This window comes from Providencia sp. PROV061 (assembly GCF_011045655.1).
Taxonomy (GTDB): Bacteria; Pseudomonadota; Gammaproteobacteria; order Enterobacterales; family Enterobacteriaceae; genus Providencia; species Providencia hangzhouensis.
Genome location: NZ_CP042861.1, coordinates 4,108,682 through 4,124,982, shown reverse-complemented (window position 1 = coordinate 4,124,982; position 16,301 = coordinate 4,108,682). Strand labels below are relative to the sequence as shown.

Annotated in this window: 16 protein-coding genes; 2 read left to right on the top strand and 14 right to left on the bottom strand. The window is 35.1% G+C overall.

Going from position 1 to position 16,301, the window contains the following annotated elements; translation table 11 throughout:
- Window positions 1-47: 47 nt before the first annotated feature.
- Window positions 48-1,454, bottom strand: coding sequence for a cytochrome-c peroxidase (locus FVA72_RS19050; protein ID WP_004259445.1), 1,407 nt, complete (start codon window positions 1,452-1,454; stop codon window positions 48-50).
- Window positions 1,455-2,034: 580 nt separating this feature from the next.
- On the opposite strand from FVA72_RS19050, the gene FVA72_RS19045 reads away from it, so the two are divergent.
- Window positions 2,035-3,765, top strand: coding sequence for a lysophospholipid acyltransferase family protein (locus tag FVA72_RS19045; protein WP_110591119.1), 1,731 nt, complete (start codon window positions 2,035-2,037; stop codon window positions 3,763-3,765).
- A 146-nt stretch (window positions 3,766-3,911) separates the two neighbouring features.
- Here FVA72_RS19045 and FVA72_RS19040 read toward each other — a convergent pair whose 3' ends face one another.
- The 13 genes from FVA72_RS19040 to yghU form a co-directional block, all read right to left on the bottom strand.
- Window positions 3,912-4,757, bottom strand: coding sequence for a hypothetical protein (locus FVA72_RS19040; protein ID WP_136134258.1), 846 nt, complete (start codon window positions 4,755-4,757; stop codon window positions 3,912-3,914).
- Window positions 4,758-4,794: 37 nt separating this feature from the next.
- Window positions 4,795-5,328, bottom strand: coding sequence for a fimbrial protein (locus FVA72_RS19035; RefSeq protein ID WP_110591121.1), 534 nt, complete (start codon window positions 5,326-5,328; stop codon window positions 4,795-4,797).
- 8 nt (window positions 5,329-5,336) lie between these two features.
- The gene (locus tag FVA72_RS19030; protein WP_004259426.1) at window positions 5,337-5,852 is read right to left on the bottom strand and encodes a fimbrial protein; all 516 of its coding nucleotides are present in this window, start codon (window positions 5,850-5,852) and stop codon (window positions 5,337-5,339) included.
- A complete protein-coding gene (locus FVA72_RS19025; RefSeq protein WP_243154723.1) occupies window positions 5,852-6,334 on the bottom strand; it encodes a fimbrial protein in 483 nt (160 codons plus the stop codon). Before FVA72_RS19025 ends, FVA72_RS19030 begins: the two co-directional genes overlap by 1 nt.
- Window positions 6,335-6,347: 13 nt before the next feature.
- Complete coding sequence (locus FVA72_RS19020; protein WP_036958069.1) at window positions 6,348-6,863, bottom strand: fimbrial protein; 516 nt, start codon at window positions 6,861-6,863, stop codon at window positions 6,348-6,350.
- Window positions 6,864-6,872: 9 nt separating this feature from the next.
- Window positions 6,873-7,475 (bottom strand): fimbrial protein, encoded by a 603-nt coding sequence (locus tag FVA72_RS19015; protein WP_110591123.1) that lies wholly within the window; start codon window positions 7,473-7,475, stop codon window positions 6,873-6,875.
- A 30-nt stretch (window positions 7,476-7,505) separates the two neighbouring features.
- Window positions 7,506-8,294, bottom strand: coding sequence for a fimbria/pilus periplasmic chaperone (locus tag FVA72_RS19010; RefSeq protein ID WP_110591124.1), 789 nt, complete (start codon window positions 8,292-8,294; stop codon window positions 7,506-7,508).
- Window positions 8,295-8,393: 99 nt separating this feature from the next.
- Window positions 8,394-10,916: an outer membrane usher protein gene (locus FVA72_RS19005; RefSeq protein ID WP_110591125.1), complete on the bottom strand. Its 2,523-nt coding sequence runs from the start codon at window positions 10,914-10,916 to the stop codon at window positions 8,394-8,396.
- Window positions 10,917-11,005: 89 nt separating this feature from the next.
- Entirely contained in the window at window positions 11,006-11,530 is a 525-nt protein-coding gene (locus tag FVA72_RS19000; protein ID WP_110591126.1) for a fimbrial protein, read from the bottom strand.
- 80 nt (window positions 11,531-11,610) lie between these two features.
- Window positions 11,611-12,147 carry a fimbrial protein gene (locus tag FVA72_RS18995; protein ID WP_004259399.1) on the bottom strand — a complete coding sequence of 179 codons (537 nt, stop codon included), beginning with the start codon at window positions 12,145-12,147 and terminating at the stop codon, window positions 11,611-11,613.
- Between the two features lie 129 nt (window positions 12,148-12,276).
- Window positions 12,277-12,549, bottom strand: coding sequence for a helix-turn-helix domain-containing protein (locus FVA72_RS18990; protein WP_004259395.1), 273 nt, complete (start codon window positions 12,547-12,549; stop codon window positions 12,277-12,279).
- Window positions 12,550-12,587: 38 nt separating this feature from the next.
- Entirely contained in the window at window positions 12,588-12,854 is a 267-nt protein-coding gene (locus tag FVA72_RS18985) for a helix-turn-helix domain-containing protein (RefSeq protein ID WP_004259392.1), read from the bottom strand.
- Window positions 12,855-13,423: 569 nt separating this feature from the next.
- A complete protein-coding gene (gene yghU, locus FVA72_RS18980; protein ID WP_110591127.1) occupies window positions 13,424-14,263 on the bottom strand; it encodes a glutathione-dependent disulfide-bond oxidoreductase in 840 nt (279 codons plus the stop codon).
- 497 nt (window positions 14,264-14,760) lie between these two features.
- Between yghU and FVA72_RS18975 the strand changes: the two genes are divergently transcribed.
- Window positions 14,761-16,278 carry a class I adenylate-forming enzyme family protein gene (locus FVA72_RS18975; protein ID WP_137019291.1) on the top strand — a complete coding sequence of 506 codons (1,518 nt, stop codon included), beginning with the start codon at window positions 14,761-14,763 and terminating at the stop codon, window positions 16,276-16,278.
- Window positions 16,279-16,301: the final 23 nt, after the last annotated feature.

The following is a 16,301-nucleotide window of genomic DNA, read 5'->3' as shown; positions in this document are numbered from 1 at the left end:
AAGTAGGGTGGTGCTATTGGTTTTTTATATCAATCAGCTATTGATATTTACTGTTGTGACTCACTTTGTTGCACATAGGGTGTATATACCCCTGTTAAACTCTTAAGGAAGGCAACAATATCATCGACATCTTTTTGTGGCAGTTCTTTACCCACTTGATAACGCAGCATCAGTTTCACTGCTTCATCTAAGGTTGCTACATCGCCGCGGTGGAAATACGGTGCGGTTAGCTCGACATTACGTAGTGTTGGGACTTTTTGGCGTAACTTATCGCGCTCATCAGAGGTGACATTCATACGACCAATATCTTGAGCAGTGATTTCACCGAACTCATAGTCTTTTTTCAGGCCCAGAGGTTCGAAGGAACGACCACCTAAGATCACGCCACCATGGCAGGTTGCACATTTGTTCTCTTTAAATAACTGATAACCATGGAGCTGCTGTGCGGTTAATGCAGTTTTGTCACCTCTTAACCAATTATCAAACGGAGAGTCTGGAGTGATTAAGGTTTTTTCGAACTCTGCAATCGCATCGGTGATGGTGTCACCCGTAAAACCTTCTGGGTAAACCGCATTAAAATCTTGTTTTAAGACAGGGTCTTTATCCAATTTTTCAATGATTTCATCCCATGACTTTGATGCCATTTCGATAGGATTTAATGGTGGACCACCAGCTTGGGCTTGTAAATCAGGTGCTCTACCATCCCAAAATTGCTCGACATTAAATACAGAGTTAAATACCGTTGGCGCATTGATTGGGCCTACTGCGCCACCAACACCAATTGATGTTTTACGGCCATCAACACCACCTGCATTGAGTGCGTGGCAGTGCGCACAAGAAATCGTGCTATCCCCTGACAGGCGCGCATCATGATACAAGCGGAAACCTAATGCGACTTTTGCATCATCAACATCCAGTGATTTTGGAATTGGTTGAATTGGTTCGTTGCGATGTTCAGCGGCGGTATCTTGGCTGGCATAGTGCTCTTCCCGCTGTTTAGCTATCCAATTCAATAGGTTATTACGTTCTTCATCACTGACACTACTGGCCCAATGAAGTGCAACATAACGTGTTGGAGGCATGGTGTGGTTCTGCATAACCCACTCAATTTTATTTAATTCACTTTGTGGTACAGGTTCTCCTGCGATGAGTGCAGCGCGAGCTGCCTCAAGGTTGAATGACTTATAACCTAGCTGAATATCGTATTCCATCAGTTGCTTAGCAATGGGGAATGATGCATAGGCAGGTAAATCAGTTGACGGTGTGTGACAGTAATCGCATCCCTTTTCGGCAAAGAATTGGAGGACTTGATTATTTTCTGCAATTTTAGATGTCTGAATGTCATTATTTTCTCTTCGTTGATTATCGTGATACCACACATATCCAGATAACCCAAAATAACCGAGTAAAAGCAAAAATATGACAGCGACCGTAATGCGAGTAAGTTTTTTCATTACACTATCCTTGAAAGATTGCGGTCAAATATATTTAAATATTTTTTAATTAATATAATTCTACAGCCGGACTATGATGGATAAATAAGTCCGAGAGGTTCTTGATTTTTATCAATGATGGCCATCGGTTTAAGCGATTGTTTAAATAAGATTTACCTATCAATGAAATAATAGTTAAAAAAATAAGCTGATGATTAAATTTTATTAGATTGAATTTAAAGGATATTGTTTCAAATTAATCTTGCTGCAATAGGTTTTTAGTTCAATTTAATAGGTGGGTATTTATAAATGAATAATTCTTAATTATTAAAATAAATTAAGTAAAACTAATCGAAAAGTTTAGTTTTTACCTTTTTAATTGTTGTGGACTAAATGCATATTACAAAATAAGTAAAATATAAATTATTTAAGAAAGCAACATTCCTGGAAATTATTGATTTTAGATAACCATAATATTGGCAAATCAAAAGTAATGATCTACATCATCATTTTTGTACTTTCACCATTTTGTCATAAAATAAACATATTGTTGTTATGAATCTGACTTAAGTTCGTCGTAACTCAGTTAGGAGATAGCATTATGTTTAGTGTCGATACCCTGCTGCACGATATTTTTCCTCATCAAACACCAGGCAAATGGAAACGTCGCTTATTAAAAAAGCTTTTGTTTGAACAGGAATTTCACCAATTTGCTCAAGATTATCCGCACTTAAAGGGCTTGGATCTTATTGAACAAATCATGGAGTTCTTTGATATTTCTAGTGAAATGGTTGAGGGTGACTTAGAAAATATTCCGACTCAAGGACCTGTTGTCTTAGTTGCTAACCATCCGATAGGTTCACTCGATGGCCTTGCATTATTACGTGTGGTTGCTGCCGTTCGTCCTGATGTAAAAATAGTGGCAAATCAGTTTCTCAATTATATAGAACCACTAAAAAGCTTATTTATTTCAGTGGATAATATGAATAACCGAACTAGTCGACAACAAGTTGAAGCCATGCAACAGCATTTGGATAAACAAGGGGCATTAATTGTGTTTCCTGCGGGGGAAGTCTCTCGATTTGGTCGCAAAGGGGTTCGTGATGGCCACTGGCGTACAGGTTTTTTGCGTTTAGCCGCAAAGGCTAGAGCCTCTATCGTTCCCATCCATATTCAAGGGCGTAATAGCCATTTATTTTACTTAACCTCGTTGGTTTACAAGCCATTATCTACTTTAATGTTAGTCAGGGAAATGTTTAAGCAGCGAGGAAAAAGATTAAAAATTCGTATTGGTGGCAGTATCCCATTTATTCATTGGCATGATGGTCATACGGCGGCTCATGAGTTAGCAGGGCGCTTTCGCCGCCATGTCTATTTGTTGGGTAAAGGTAAGGAAGGGCTATTTACCAGTGAATCGCCAATTGCTTTACCAGAAGATAGAATTGAATTAAAAAAAGCGTTAGTGGCCTGTGAGCGGCTAGGAACTTCTCCTGATGGGAAAGCGATTTACCTTTATCACCGAAACCAAGAGGTAAGGTCACCGATCTTACGAGAAATTGGCCGATTACGCGAAATTGCATTTCGTGCGGTAGGGGAAGGTTCCGGCAAGCGCCGTGATTTAGACAGCTATGATGACGATTATTATCATCTGGTTTTATGGGATGAAAGCGAACTTGATATTGTTGGCGCTTATCGGTTTATACCGACTAAAAAGCAAATTGAGACCAAAGGCCTTGAGGGTATTTATAGCTCTAGCTTATTTCACTATGACCAAGCCATGATGCCAATATTAGCGCAAGGTATTGAGCTTGGTCGGAGTTTTATTCAGCCCAAATATTGGGGAAAACGGGGTTTAGATTACTTATGGTTAGGTATTGGCGCGTATTTGGCAAAATATCCACACTATCGTTATCTTTTTGGTCCTGTATCTATTTCGGGCTCAATGCCGATTGCGGCACGTGATTTACTGATTACTTTTTATCGGCTCTATTTTTCAGCGCCACACAGCATTGCACAGTCACATCAGCCGTACCCAGCTTCTTTGCCACAGGTATTAGCCCAATTTTCAGGGGACAATTACCATGAAGATTTGGTTAAATTGAAAAGCTTACTCAATAACATTGGCTGCTCGATCCCAACGCTTTATAAGCAATATACCGAATTATGCGAACCTGGCGGCGTACAGTTTATGGATTTCGGTACAGACCCCGCGTTTAACGATTGCATCGACGGCTTGGTGCTGGTGGATTTAACTAAATTAAAGCCAGCACGTTATCAGCGATATATAAGGGTACATTTGGTTTCACAAGAAGAGTATAAAGGGCAAGTGTAAGAGGGGGGACTAGCCCTCTTACACTATTGGGGCATTACGGTATAGGAACTGCTCCGCTTTTATAGGTAACTATCAGTTAATAAAGTTATTATTAGCGATTCTTACTGTACTTTATTTATTTAACATTCATATTAGTAATGTGTTTGCTAATTGAAAGAAAACAAAATAACTGCATTAGCGTTAAACTTGCCTGCTGATGTGAACTTACCTGCTGTGGCTGCCTTAAAATTAAGTGACGCCATTTGCCCTCGAGCAACCAGTTTATTATTACTATCTAGAGTAGTTTGGTTTACTGAAATATCAACCGGAAGATTACTTAAATAGGGAGTAGCTAGTAAACTAGCCCTTACATCAACAATATCAGTGCAGGTAAAAGCGCCTGTAGCCTCTCCAGACCAAGAGCCATTTTGGCCACTGACAGAGGAACCCAGATCAATACTAGTAGGGAAGCTAAAATTACAAGAAGTGTTTGATGGAGGTACTACCCCACAGCCTGCATTAGGTAATAAAGTGCCATAAGATGTCCCCCAGGTTGATATTTGAAAAACTTGGAATCCATAACAAACTGAAGCGAAATCTGTATTTGGATAATTTCCCCACATTGTAGCAAGAGTTTGTGTATTAGCCGTTCCATATTGTAGCCTCCAAGCATTAAAAGCATCAATTGCTGTCCCATTATTGCGGATGATGACTTTTTGCTGCATGCCATAGGGTAGATTTATACCACCAAACGTTTTTGAGTCTGCACTAGAACCTCGATAATCATAGGGACCAACCGTTACAATACAACCGGAGGGATTATAACAAATGATACTATTGCTATCTTCATTCTGCCATCCCCACTGAATAGTGACATCATTACCATTTCTTTGGATAAATGACCCCCAACTTATAGAATATGCATTCATGTTGTAAATGAAGGTTAATATAGTAATAAAAAATACCTTTATTACTATGGCGTTATAATTGCTACTTAATACTAAAATTTTCATTTTCGAATACCTATAATTCAATGCAGATTTTATATATTCAGTTGTATTCTAGAAAGAATGTTAACGTTGATATAAAGGTTCCATATGAAATTGTTTTATTTGTCAATGCAGAAGGCTCTCCTTGAATAAAGGCTTTAAGTCTTATTTCGTTATTACCAGCTGACAATTTCTGTGTGTGATCTTTTGTGTTTATATCGATTTTTTCTCCGGTATCTGTTTCTAAACTAATTGCAATACCATTAGCGTGGCTTACTGGGTCTAATGCAAGATAACCAGATAAAAACGAGTTTTCATTTCCATTAAATGAAGCATTAATTTCGCGACCTAAAGATAAATCGCAATTAATTAATCGAATACTAAATGATTCACTTAAAGTACGGCTATTCAAATAAAGATATTTATCTGCAATTGTCCCAAAGTCTAATGTAATTAGTTCATCTCCGGGGTATAAATCGCAAGCATCTTCGACAAAGATACCATCAAAATTAATTGTTTCGGCTATCGATGGTAACGAATGACATATAAACACGGTTAAAAATAACAAGATATAAAATTTTATTATCGAGAACATTATTATTCCTATTGAAATGAAACGGTTAATGTCGCAATAGCATTGAATGTATCTCCAACCAGTTTAGTTCCTGCTTTTTTGACAATAACAGCGGATAAAGTGGGTAATGTCTCTTGATCAATTACAAATGCTTTATTTAAAGCGATAGGTTGCCCATCTTTTTGAATCTGGATGCCTACATTATTTCCATTTTGATCAGATTTAACTTGCAGTGTTGCATCATCAAAGCCTGTCCCTGCGGTTGCGCCAGATAATGTTAAAGATATATTCCAAGGTTGTGTTAGATCGCCATCGCAAATAAGTTCATAAGGAATTTTTTTCTTATAGTGTATTCCATCAACCTTATTAACACCGACTTTACCAAATGAAACTTTGATAGGATCGCTGTGACTTAATCGGCATTTTGGCGGTATAATTAACGAACCATCAAATCCCCAATTAGCATAAGCTATATTTGCTAAGAATATCAAAAGAAAACAACATATCTGATACTGAACTTTATTATTGGTTGAGTTTTTTTTCATTATTGATAATCCACATTAAGTGTTGCAAGTGCAGTGAAATCTCCACCATCAGTATCATCAAAACTTGAGTTTGTATTTTTTACTGGAGAAACTTCTAATGATGGTAACTCTAAATAGTTAAAATTTATTTTTTTATTAATATCTTGTTTTATGCCATTAATATAGAAGCTTAATCCTAGCTTTGGATTACTGGTCTTAAGAATGCCATTATTAAAGTTACTAGGATCACCTTGAATACTTAACGCTAGGTTATTCATGGCTAAATTAGTACAAGTTAACTCAAAAGTTAATGTATGCTTATAATTTACTCCATCAATCCTGCTTAATAAAATATCGCCAAAATGAACCATTGACTTTTGACTGTTATTTAAAATACACTCAGTAGGTGTGGAAATTAGATTCCCATTAAACCCTACAGTTAGTGAGGCGGAATAAGAAAAAGTACTAAAAACTAGTAATGTATATAAAAATTTAATTTTCATATTGGCTCTTAATTTATTGATATTCAATTTTCATAATCATTTCGGCACTGAAATTCCCTGCATCGCTCAACATTGAACCATTAGGTTTTATGGGGACGGCATAAATAGATGGCATGGCACCATATATAAAATGAATATTTGAATTGTTGGATACTATATTATTATCTTGATAAATGGCGATACCAAGGTTATCTCTATTCGTTTTTATTGCATCAACACCATTAACTCTAAAGTTATTCCAACTCAATTTCATTTTTAATAAATTAGTAGATAAATTTGTGCATTGTAAATTGTAGTTAATATTCGTTTTTTTATATGATGACCCATCGATTAAATCTTGCTGGACATCACCAAAATCAATATTTAATGTACTTCCTTCTACAAAACTACAATTAGGGGGTTCTATGACCGTAATCGTTAGGCCAATAGAAGCCATTGAAGCACTGGCTGTATTAAAACATATTAATATGGAAATAATGCTAATAAAAACCTGCGATTTAAATAATAAGTATTGATATGATGGTTTCATATTTTAATCCTAGTCATAGACTAATTGGAATCTTATATTTGCTTGATAGCTACCCGCATTAAAATGACTATTGATTCTCACCGGAGTAATGTAATAGGTTAATTTATTACTGCCCATTGATAATAGTTTTGATCTCGTAAAAAAACCCGGTTTAATTTTTTTAAAATTTTCATCATTTAACTCAAGAGCAATGCCTTCAGCACCATTTACTATTATTAATTTGCTATCCGTATTATCTGATACAGCAAGAAAACGAATTCTTACGGCAGGCATGTCAGAGCTCCAAGTTATGTTACCTTGTTGATCGTGATTGCGGCTTTCACTCCTTAAACAATCTTCTAATTGAATATTGAAAGGAATAGGAGTGCCTTTATGCCCTAGAAATTTAAATGCTGAAGAACTATTTGTGCCCAAATCTACTGTTTGGAATGCAGATTGCATGGCTAACCTACATGCACTTTCGGTAAGCATCCCCTTAACCTGTAAAACACCATTGGCACCATCAATATCCCAATTATCAACTTTGCCAATATCAGTAGCTAATGTCTGAAAGGCAAGTGTACTGAAAATAATCCCTATTAAAGGAGCTCTATAACTCACTTTTTTACTCATACCTTCCTCTATTACTATTTAATAAATAGATTATTTATTACTTGGAGATACCTTGCATTCATTTGCTTGGCAGTTAAAACTAAGATTAGGGCGGCCACCATAGTCATTGATATATGTTAGTACTGGGGTATTGCCTAATGTAGCAACATCGACACCTAATGGCTGGCTATTTTTAGGAGCGATCATAATCGGCTCGAAGCCTTTTACCGTATCCCCTTTAATTTTTGTTGCCGCATCAATAATGGTTATATAATAAGGCGTTGGATTAAATGCAATATATTTACCCCCTTGCTGTTTTAAAACTAATTTTTCTTGCCATGGATTATCGATATCATTCTTAGTTGGAATGATAGATGTTGGTCTATAAAAAAGCTTTATTCGCGTTTGTAATGCAAGTTGTAAAGTATTTGCTTTATCACTTCTCGGTGGAATCTCACGTAAATTAAAATAATATACTGATTCAATATCTTGTGGTAATTTTGCTACGTTAGCTAATGGTTGAATTCTTATTTGGCTTTTATCACCAGGTTCAACACGTTGAACCGGAGGTAATACGGTGAATGGCTCATTAATTTTTTCACCCTGTACATTTTCAATCCAGCCTTGAGCAAGATAAGGTAATGTTTTATTTTCATTACTAATATTTAAGCTAATAGATTTATCATTGCCATTAATGATTGCTCGAGTACGATCTAATGAAATAGCTGCATTTGCTGTTGACATATTCATTAAAAAAACTGTTGCTAATATAATTTTAGAACTATTAACCAATTTTGGGGTAGGATAGGTATCCTTTTTACTTACATTTAACTTATTCATAAACGATATAATCTCTTTAAGTTTAACTTGATGATGTTCATCATTTTTTTTGATTTAAATAATTAATATTAATAATTTTTTAAAAATATTAGTAAAGTGTTATTTCACACATGGTAGCAGTAATGTGTTTGCTAGATTTATTTCTGATGAAACGCTATCTGGCAATGTTATATTGCACTGTATTTCATCATCCCAAAAAACACTCAATTTTTCTTTAGGATTTAAGCCTGACAAATAAACACTGCCTTCATCACTAATTATTCCAACTTGCTGTTTACGTGTATTTAATACAATGGCACCAAATGGAGGTGCATTATTATCCGATAAGCGGATATTTGCCATTGCACTACTACCCGCTATAACATCAAATTGGCGATAACCAATAGCACCCTCTGTTAATGTTCCTTGCTTTACAGAATGGGTAACCTCTGCGTTACTAGGCAAAAGATTCAAATCCACATTTATATTACTACGGTAATAACTATTAACATCAGCAACAACAGCCTTACCAAAATAATTTGACCGTGTCACAATTCCATTACCACGCAAAGGAATATTCGCTACACCATTGGTATCAACAAAAACGCGCGAAGCGCCGAGTTGGTTACTTCTATGGAGTACAACCCCATGTTGCGTTGCCGTCAATCCACCTTGCAATGATAGTCCGGCAGAACGGTAACGATTCTGTTGGTATGTTGCATTTGCATTAAACTGAGCCATATCGCCTTGATGTGTATAGTACCCACCAAGAATTGCTCCCGACTGTGTGATCCCAGTATTAATTTGGTAGTTGCTACGCTCATTAATACGGTCATAATAATTTACATTCTGTGTTGTATTACTTTTATCCCAGTTACTGTTAAAGCTCACTGTAGAGGTTTCACCCCAAGGCATAGATAACGCAATATAAACCCCATCATCATTTATATTTCGATAGTTATTACGGAATGCGGTTAAGTTAACACTTAAGTTTTTAAATTTTCCGAGATCTAAATACTTTGCTAATGATAAACTATAGCGATTATTGTCAGGTTGATTCCAATATGTCTGATGGTAAAAATTTAAATATGTGCTTAGTCCACTGCCGCTAAACTGCTGGTTATAAGAAATGGTATACATTTCTTTGCTATTATATTGTCGAACGCCACTTATTTTGGCATCGAGATATTCAGACATACTCATAAAATCTTTTTCTGAAAAACGATAGCCAGCAAAGGTAATTTGGCTATTATAATCTTCAAAACGTTTTGAATAGCTCAATCTATAAGAATTACCTTTATAATTAGTTTCATTATTTGAAGTGATTTCTTTAATTTTTGCATGTGTTCTTGTCACATCAAATGAAAGAGCCCCAAATCGCATTAGATCGCGACCAATTCCCAAAGTCGTTGAGAGATATTTTTGTGAAGCAATCATACCGCCATATAGGGACCAACCATTATTAATCCCCCATGAATATTCACCACTAGCGAAACTATCACCATTAACACGATGATTGGAATCACTAGGCCGTCCTGCTGCAAATTTATAACGAACTTGCCCTGGGCGAGTAAGATAGGGAATACTTGAGGTGTTCACTGTAAAAGTTTGCGTTTTACCATTTTGTTCCTCTACCCTTACATCTAATTCACCCGATAAAGCATCATTAAGGTCTTGAATGCGAAAAGGGCCAGCAGCGATTTGAGTTTGGTAAATAGTACGACCTTGCTGACTAATAATGACGGTTGCATTACTATTTGCCACCCCAGTAACTTCAGGTGCATATCCCCTCAAATTGGGTGGTAACATATTAATATCAGTAATTAAACTGAGTCCTGTGAATCTAAAGCTATCGAAAATATCGGAGGCTAAGTAAGATTCACCGAATGTTAGTTTGGCACCTAATGATTTAATATCTCGAAAAATGTAAAAACGATTCCAATCAAAAGAATGGGTTGACTCGGAAGATGGGTGCTTCTCAAATCGTGATTGCCAATCAGCTCTGAATCTCCATGCACCTAAATTCATTCCTACCACACCGTTACCATTGGTGGTATAGCTCGTACTTTGGTGGCTACGTATTTGTTGATTTACTTGCGCGTTCAGATTGTAGTCAAATAGAGCACCCGATATACCATCTTCCCAACGAGTAGGCGGATCCCAATTATCTGCCGTATATTCTAAATAGGCTTGAGGAATATTAATATAGAGTGTTGATGTCGATAAATCGGCTTTTGTAGTTGCTCCAGATAAGCTGTTTAAATCTAAACAGGAGTCATTATGCCACCAGACCAGCGATGATATTATTTTGGGCTTTAGTCCAAATTTCTCAACTAAGCTTGGATCTAAACATACTTTACTGTCATCAATATCTTCATCTGAGTTATAATAAAAAACACTTTGTTCAGATAATATATTTTTGTTTACATGAATGCTAAAAGTGTATTCCCCTGGCATGAAATAACCAGTTTTAGAGAAACGGCTTAGATCAATATTAGCGCGATCATTTATATCTAAAATATCCGTATTAAATTCTATGTTAGCAGCGGCAAATCCGGTATTACAGATAATAGTTATCATGCTAGCTAATATATATAATCGACTAACTGATGATAATTTAATATGGATTTTATGATGCGCCATAATACTTGACCTTATTCAAACTCATTTATAATAAGAGAAAGTATCTCCTATTTAGAAAAATGTTCATGTGGATAGAGTTGTTTTTTATATCACTCATAATCTAATTTGTATTTTATTAGACCAAAATAATTGCCTGATTTTAAAGATTTATTATTTCTTTTTATTCGTAGTTTGTAATTTAAATTACGAGTGCCATCAGTTAATTCTTGTGATGACATTGCCTTTCCTGGATATACTACTTCACCACTAGTACTGCTAATTTCAATACCAATCCCTTCAGCTTGCCCATTGGTAGTAAACAAACTACCATTATGAACTCCATCAAATGTTATTGTAAAATATTGCCAGTTTGGTTTTTTTGATTCAGGTCTCTCAAGTACGCAGTTAATTAATTTAATTGAAAAAGTTCTTGCATTGCTTTGACCATCTCGAGTAATTTGAGATATAGATAAGCTTCCCATTTCAATGGTTTGATCTTTGCTGTTTATATCAATAGAACAGGCAGTTTCAATAATACTTCCATTCATTGTGATTAATGATTCAGCCGAACAATATGATGACAAACTAGTTTCTAATAATAGAATGAATGTCAACCATGAAAATTTATATAGCATATATTCGCTCTATTATTATATTTAATGAACCTAAAAACCTATCCGTGTGTTTTTAGGTTGAAATTAGAAGGTTGCTAATTTTACTCGTATGATAAAGTGAAATCTGCTACAGAACTGAATTCACCCGCAGTGATAGTTGAGACATCACCACCATTACCTTTTAAATATGCAGAGAATTGTAATGTATTGCTACCATCTTGAATTTGTTGGAATGGTGTAGCTGTGTTAATAGTAACAATTTCGCCATTACCACTAGTAATTTGAACTCCAGCACCACTACCTGTACCAACGATACCTAAGGTTTTACTATCTTCATCAAATGATGCGGATGCACCAGTAAAGGTTAATTGAACACCTTTAGTTAAGCTGCTAACGTTACAGTTTTGCAGTGCGATATCAAATGTTTTAGGTGATGATTTTCCGCCATCGGCTAAAGCCATATTAGAGATTTGGCCTAATTCAATCGTTTGGTCAATACTTTCTGGTGCAATTGAACATGGTGCTTCAATAATAGCACCTTTAAACGTGACTTTACCGTGGCCTTGGTCAGCGGCATTCGCAGCAGAAGCACCACCTAAAACTAATAAAGTTGCCATTGCAATACTTTTAATTTTCATCAATCTTTTCCTTTACGGTTAAATATATAAATATGATTATTGTTAATCTCATTATGTTAATTTCATAGTGAGATTAATTAATAACAATCAGAGTTAATTGTTATTAATTAATAACAGTGTTATCTGCCATTAAAGATTAAAATAATTCTCTTGAGTCATTGATATATAAACTTCTTTTTTTTCAATTTCTGATTTTAATTTAGATAAATCCAGATCAAGATAAATTGTTAATTCGATTAATTTTTCAAAACTTAGTTTTGTTGCTCCTCGTTCATATCTTGATACTTGTTGTTGACTTACATTTAGTTTTTTTGCTAATTCAGCTCCACTAATTCCTTTTTTCTTTCTTAATTTTTTTATTAAATAGCCTAATTTTATATTTACATTTTCTTCATCATTCATTCGCACTACCTTAATATGAGAGATAAAAATATAATGAGTTAATCTTTTTTAAAGAAATAACAAACATCTACTTTAAAATATACGGATATCAACATGATTTTAGATGTTGATATGTCACTAAGACCATTTTCGTAACGTGATAATTGTTGTTGAGATATACCTATAATTCTGGCTAAATCAGACCCACTTAAGCGATATTCTGATCTTAGCAGTTTAATTTTTTTACCAATGTTCTTGGCAACTATGTTTGTAATGTTTTTTTTGTTTTCTAAAACAGTTAAGCAAGTAAAAATAGAGTCCTTCATTTATTAGGATACCGATTTAAGTTTCAATTTTTGGATAGCTGTTTAATTTGTGAGTATAGGCTACACTTGATAGGGGTATTTTCTAAATATAAATAATCAGTATGTTAAATCGATAAAATCGATTAATTACAATATATGTATCTAATTACAAGCTAAATAAGTAGTACTCTAATAATGACTTGTTTAATGGCTTGAATCTTAAATAAAAATAAGAAACATTATTAATTGAATGGTTATTTTTATAACATATTGTTAATATAATTTTATTTGAAATAAAATATCAATATAAGATTATTCTCACTAAAGTAGTCGCGAAATTTGTATTTATTAAGATATTTTTGTCCATTTTGGAATGTTTATTTTGGTGGTGTACTAATAGAATTAGTGCTAATTGTATAAATAAGACGGTCTAAATATGATTTTTTACTTTTGTATTTAGATATTTTAATTTTAATGGGGATATTTTATTTAAGCAGTTGTGACCTTAACCAAGGATGTTTGATTTTAGGGGAATACTGAGACTTAAAACCGATCAATCTCAGTATTAATAAAGGTAATAAACTTATGACTTAACTTATATCACTCGCATCGTGGCGTTCGCGTACTTGCTGTGCGGGGTCACCTTGTAGGCGATTAACACGGCGGCCGCGCTGTACCGCTGGGCGTGCATAGATTTCATCAGCCCAACGAATAACATTTTTATATTCATGGACAGATAAAAATTCTGCAGCATCATAAAGCCAACCTTTCACTAAAGCGCCATACCATGGCCAGATAGCGATATCTGCAATACTATAGTTCTGGCCTGCGACATATTTGTGTTCTGCTAAACGCTTGTCTAATACATCTAATTGACGTTTAGTTTCCATCGCAAAGCGGTTAATAGGGTATTCAAATTTTTCAGGGGCGTAGGCATAAAAATGCCCAAAACCGCCACCTGCAAAAGGTGCTGAACCCATTTGCCAGAATAGCCATGATAAGGTTTCAGCGCGTTCTGGTTGAGTTGTGGGTAAAAAAGCAGAAAATTTTTCAGCTAAATAGGTCAGAATAGAACCCGATTCAAATACTCGGATAGGCTCCTTACTGCTTCTATCGACTAAAGCAGGTATTTTTGAGTTAGGGTTAATTTCAACAAAACCCGAACTAAATTGGTCGCCTTCACCAATATTAATTAACCAAGCGTCGTATTCAGCCTCTTTAATGCCAAGGGCTAATAGCTCCTCTAACATGATAGTGACTTTTTGTCCGTTGGGAGTTCCTAATGAATATACCTGTAGTGGGTGCTTACCTATAGGTAAAGATTTTTCGTGAGTTGCACCAGAAATTGGGCGATTAATATTGGCGAACTTTCCGCCATTACCTTGCTCCCATTGCCAGACTCTCGGGGGAATATAGGGGGTGTTTGCCATGAGTTATCTCCTTAACCATTTTCAAAGGTGGCGATTATTTTCTCATCAATTCTTTAATTATAAAGGCCCCCCACTGTAGCAATCTGTCGTGAATTCTCCACTGTTTTTATCATATTTGCTTTGGTGGGTAGGATAAATAGCACAGAGTGCAAGAACACATAGGGGATAAACGAAAGAGTTAATTATTAGTTCTAAACTATTTTTGGGTTTATGAGTAATTGTATATACGCACAATGATGACCGAGCTATTCATAGGAATTTATATGTTTTTTGGGATGGCTTGATAATAACAAAAGGTAAATATGTTCATTTGCAATAAAAACCAGAGCTTAAAATGAGACTTAAGTTAAAAATTTGTTAACAAACGAATTGTGCAGATCACTAATTCAAATAAAAAAAGGGTGTGAATAATTTGTGAAGATTGGCACTAATTTATCGGAGTGTATTTTATACATTGATAGCATATCAGTCATATTCAGGTGTATCGGAGTGTGTCCATGCTTGCGCCAAATTCAAACATCTACCAAAGCTTATTACAGAGAGCAAAAGTGCAGCCAGACGCTGTTGCGATTGTATTTGAAGAGCAAAGTTGGAGTTATCACCAATTACTTGAAAAAGTAAATAAAACAATGTATTGGCTAACTACTGTAGTACAGCTGAAAAAAGGTGACCGGATTGTACTTGGCTGGGGGAATACGATTGAGTTTTGCCAATTATTTTATGCCGCGGTAGGTCTGGGTATTCAGGTAATTCCTTTGAGTACCAAAATGAAAGAGTTTGAAGGTAAAGAGCATTTGTCTTGTATTAATGCAGATGCTGTTTTTTGGGATGATACATATCAACCATGGTTAGCACAGCTCAGTGCAAAAGGGATGAGTCTTTCTCAGTGGCGTAATGTAATATTCACTGATGAAATTAATTTTATTAACCAAGTTAATGAAGAAGACCCTGCTGTTATAATATTTACCTCGGGTACAACAGGGGTGCCAAAAGGTGCGGTGATCACGCATAAAAATATATTGTCTGCAGTATATGCCTATCAGGAAACATTAAAGTTATCTGAACACGATAAAACAATTTTAGCAGTACCGATTTATCATATTACGGGGCTCTCTGCTATTTTGGCGTTATTTATCCATATTGGTGGGACGATTTATCTTCATAAAAAATTCAATGCAAAAGATATTATTTCAACAATTGCAAAAGAAAAAATAACATTTTTACATGGTTCTCCAACAGTATTTATATTGTTAATTAAGAAAATAAAAGAAAATAAAAGCATTAACCTAGAAAGATTTAATTCATTAAAAATGATTGCTTGTGGTGCAGGGCATTTAAATGAAGGTACGATTAAAGAGCTTTCTTATATATTTGCTAAAACATCCATTCATTCTATTTATGGTTTAACTGAAACCTCTTCACCAGCAACTTTATTTCGTGAAGATATTCGTTATAGCGATAAGAAGTCTAGCTCTGGTACACCAGTCCCTGGGTTACAGGTGACCATACGTAATGATAAAGGTGAAAATCTTCCCGCGAACTGCACAGGTAATATTTGGGTTAAGGGGGATGTTGTTATCCAACGTTATTGGCCGGATAGTCCTGCGAATACCACATCATTTAATGATGGTTGGTTTTTCACAGGGGATATTGGCTATATGGATAATGATGGTTTTCTTTATATTCAAGATAGAATTAAAGATATGATTAACCGTGGTGGTGAAAAAATATATTCTATTGAAGTCGAGGATTTAATTTCTAATTATCCAGGAGTTAATGAGGTCGCTGTTATTCCAATTGAAAGCACAATTTATGGTGAAGAACCCATTGCATTTATTATTCCTGAGAATCAAGTGTGTTTAACCAGTAAAGAAATTATTGAGTGGTTAAAAGATAGGGTGCCAACGTATAAAGTTCCAGTAAGAATTATGTTTACGCGTAACTTTCCTAGAACTTGGAATGGGAAAATAAGCAAGAAAGATTTGAAATTACGATATTACTCTTTAAATAACTAAAATATAAATTAGTTTTTAATTAA

Bases quoted from the DNA above. Each gene is read 5' to 3' on its own strand.
- FVA72_RS19030 (WP_004259426.1), bottom strand. From the start codon at position 5,852: ATGAAAAAAAACTCAACCAATAATAAAGTTCAGTATCAGATATGTTGT.
- FVA72_RS19015 (WP_110591123.1), bottom strand. From the start codon at position 7,475: ATGAGTAAAAAAGTGAGTTATAGAGCTCCTTTAATAGGGATTATTTTC.
- FVA72_RS19025 (WP_243154723.1), bottom strand. From the start codon at position 6,334: ATGAAAATTAAATTTTTATATACATTACTAGTTTTTAGTACTTTTTCT.
- FVA72_RS19035 (WP_110591121.1), bottom strand. From the start codon at position 5,328: ATGTTCTCGATAATAAAATTTTATATCTTGTTATTTTTAACCGTGTTT.
- FVA72_RS19050 (WP_004259445.1), bottom strand. From the start codon at position 1,454: ATGAAAAAACTTACTCGCATTACGGTCGCTGTCATATTTTTGCTTTTA.
- FVA72_RS18995 (WP_004259399.1), bottom strand. From the start codon at position 12,147: ATGAAAATTAAAAGTATTGCAATGGCAACTTTATTAGTTTTAGGTGGT.
- FVA72_RS19005 (WP_110591125.1), bottom strand. From the start codon at position 10,916: ATGGCGCATCATAAAATCCATATTAAATTATCATCAGTTAGTCGATTA.
- yghU (WP_110591127.1), bottom strand. From the start codon at position 14,263: ATGGCAAACACCCCCTATATTCCCCCGAGAGTCTGGCAATGGGAGCAA.
- FVA72_RS18985 (WP_004259392.1), bottom strand. From the start codon at position 12,854: ATGAAGGACTCTATTTTTACTTGCTTAACTGTTTTAGAAAACAAAAAA.
- FVA72_RS19010 (WP_110591124.1), bottom strand. From the start codon at position 8,294: ATGAATAAGTTAAATGTAAGTAAAAAGGATACCTATCCTACCCCAAAA.
- FVA72_RS18990 (WP_004259395.1), bottom strand. From the start codon at position 12,549: ATGAATGATGAAGAAAATGTAAATATAAAATTAGGCTATTTAATAAAA.
- FVA72_RS19020 (WP_036958069.1), bottom strand. From the start codon at position 6,863: ATGAAACCATCATATCAATACTTATTATTTAAATCGCAGGTTTTTATT.
- FVA72_RS19040 (WP_136134258.1), bottom strand. From the start codon at position 4,757: ATGAAAATTTTAGTATTAAGTAGCAATTATAACGCCATAGTAATAAAG.
- FVA72_RS18975 (WP_137019291.1), top strand. From the start codon at position 14,761: ATGCTTGCGCCAAATTCAAACATCTACCAAAGCTTATTACAGAGAGCA.
- FVA72_RS19045 (WP_110591119.1), top strand. From the start codon at position 2,035: ATGTTTAGTGTCGATACCCTGCTGCACGATATTTTTCCTCATCAAACA.
- FVA72_RS19000 (WP_110591126.1), bottom strand. From the start codon at position 11,530: ATGCTATATAAATTTTCATGGTTGACATTCATTCTATTATTAGAAACT.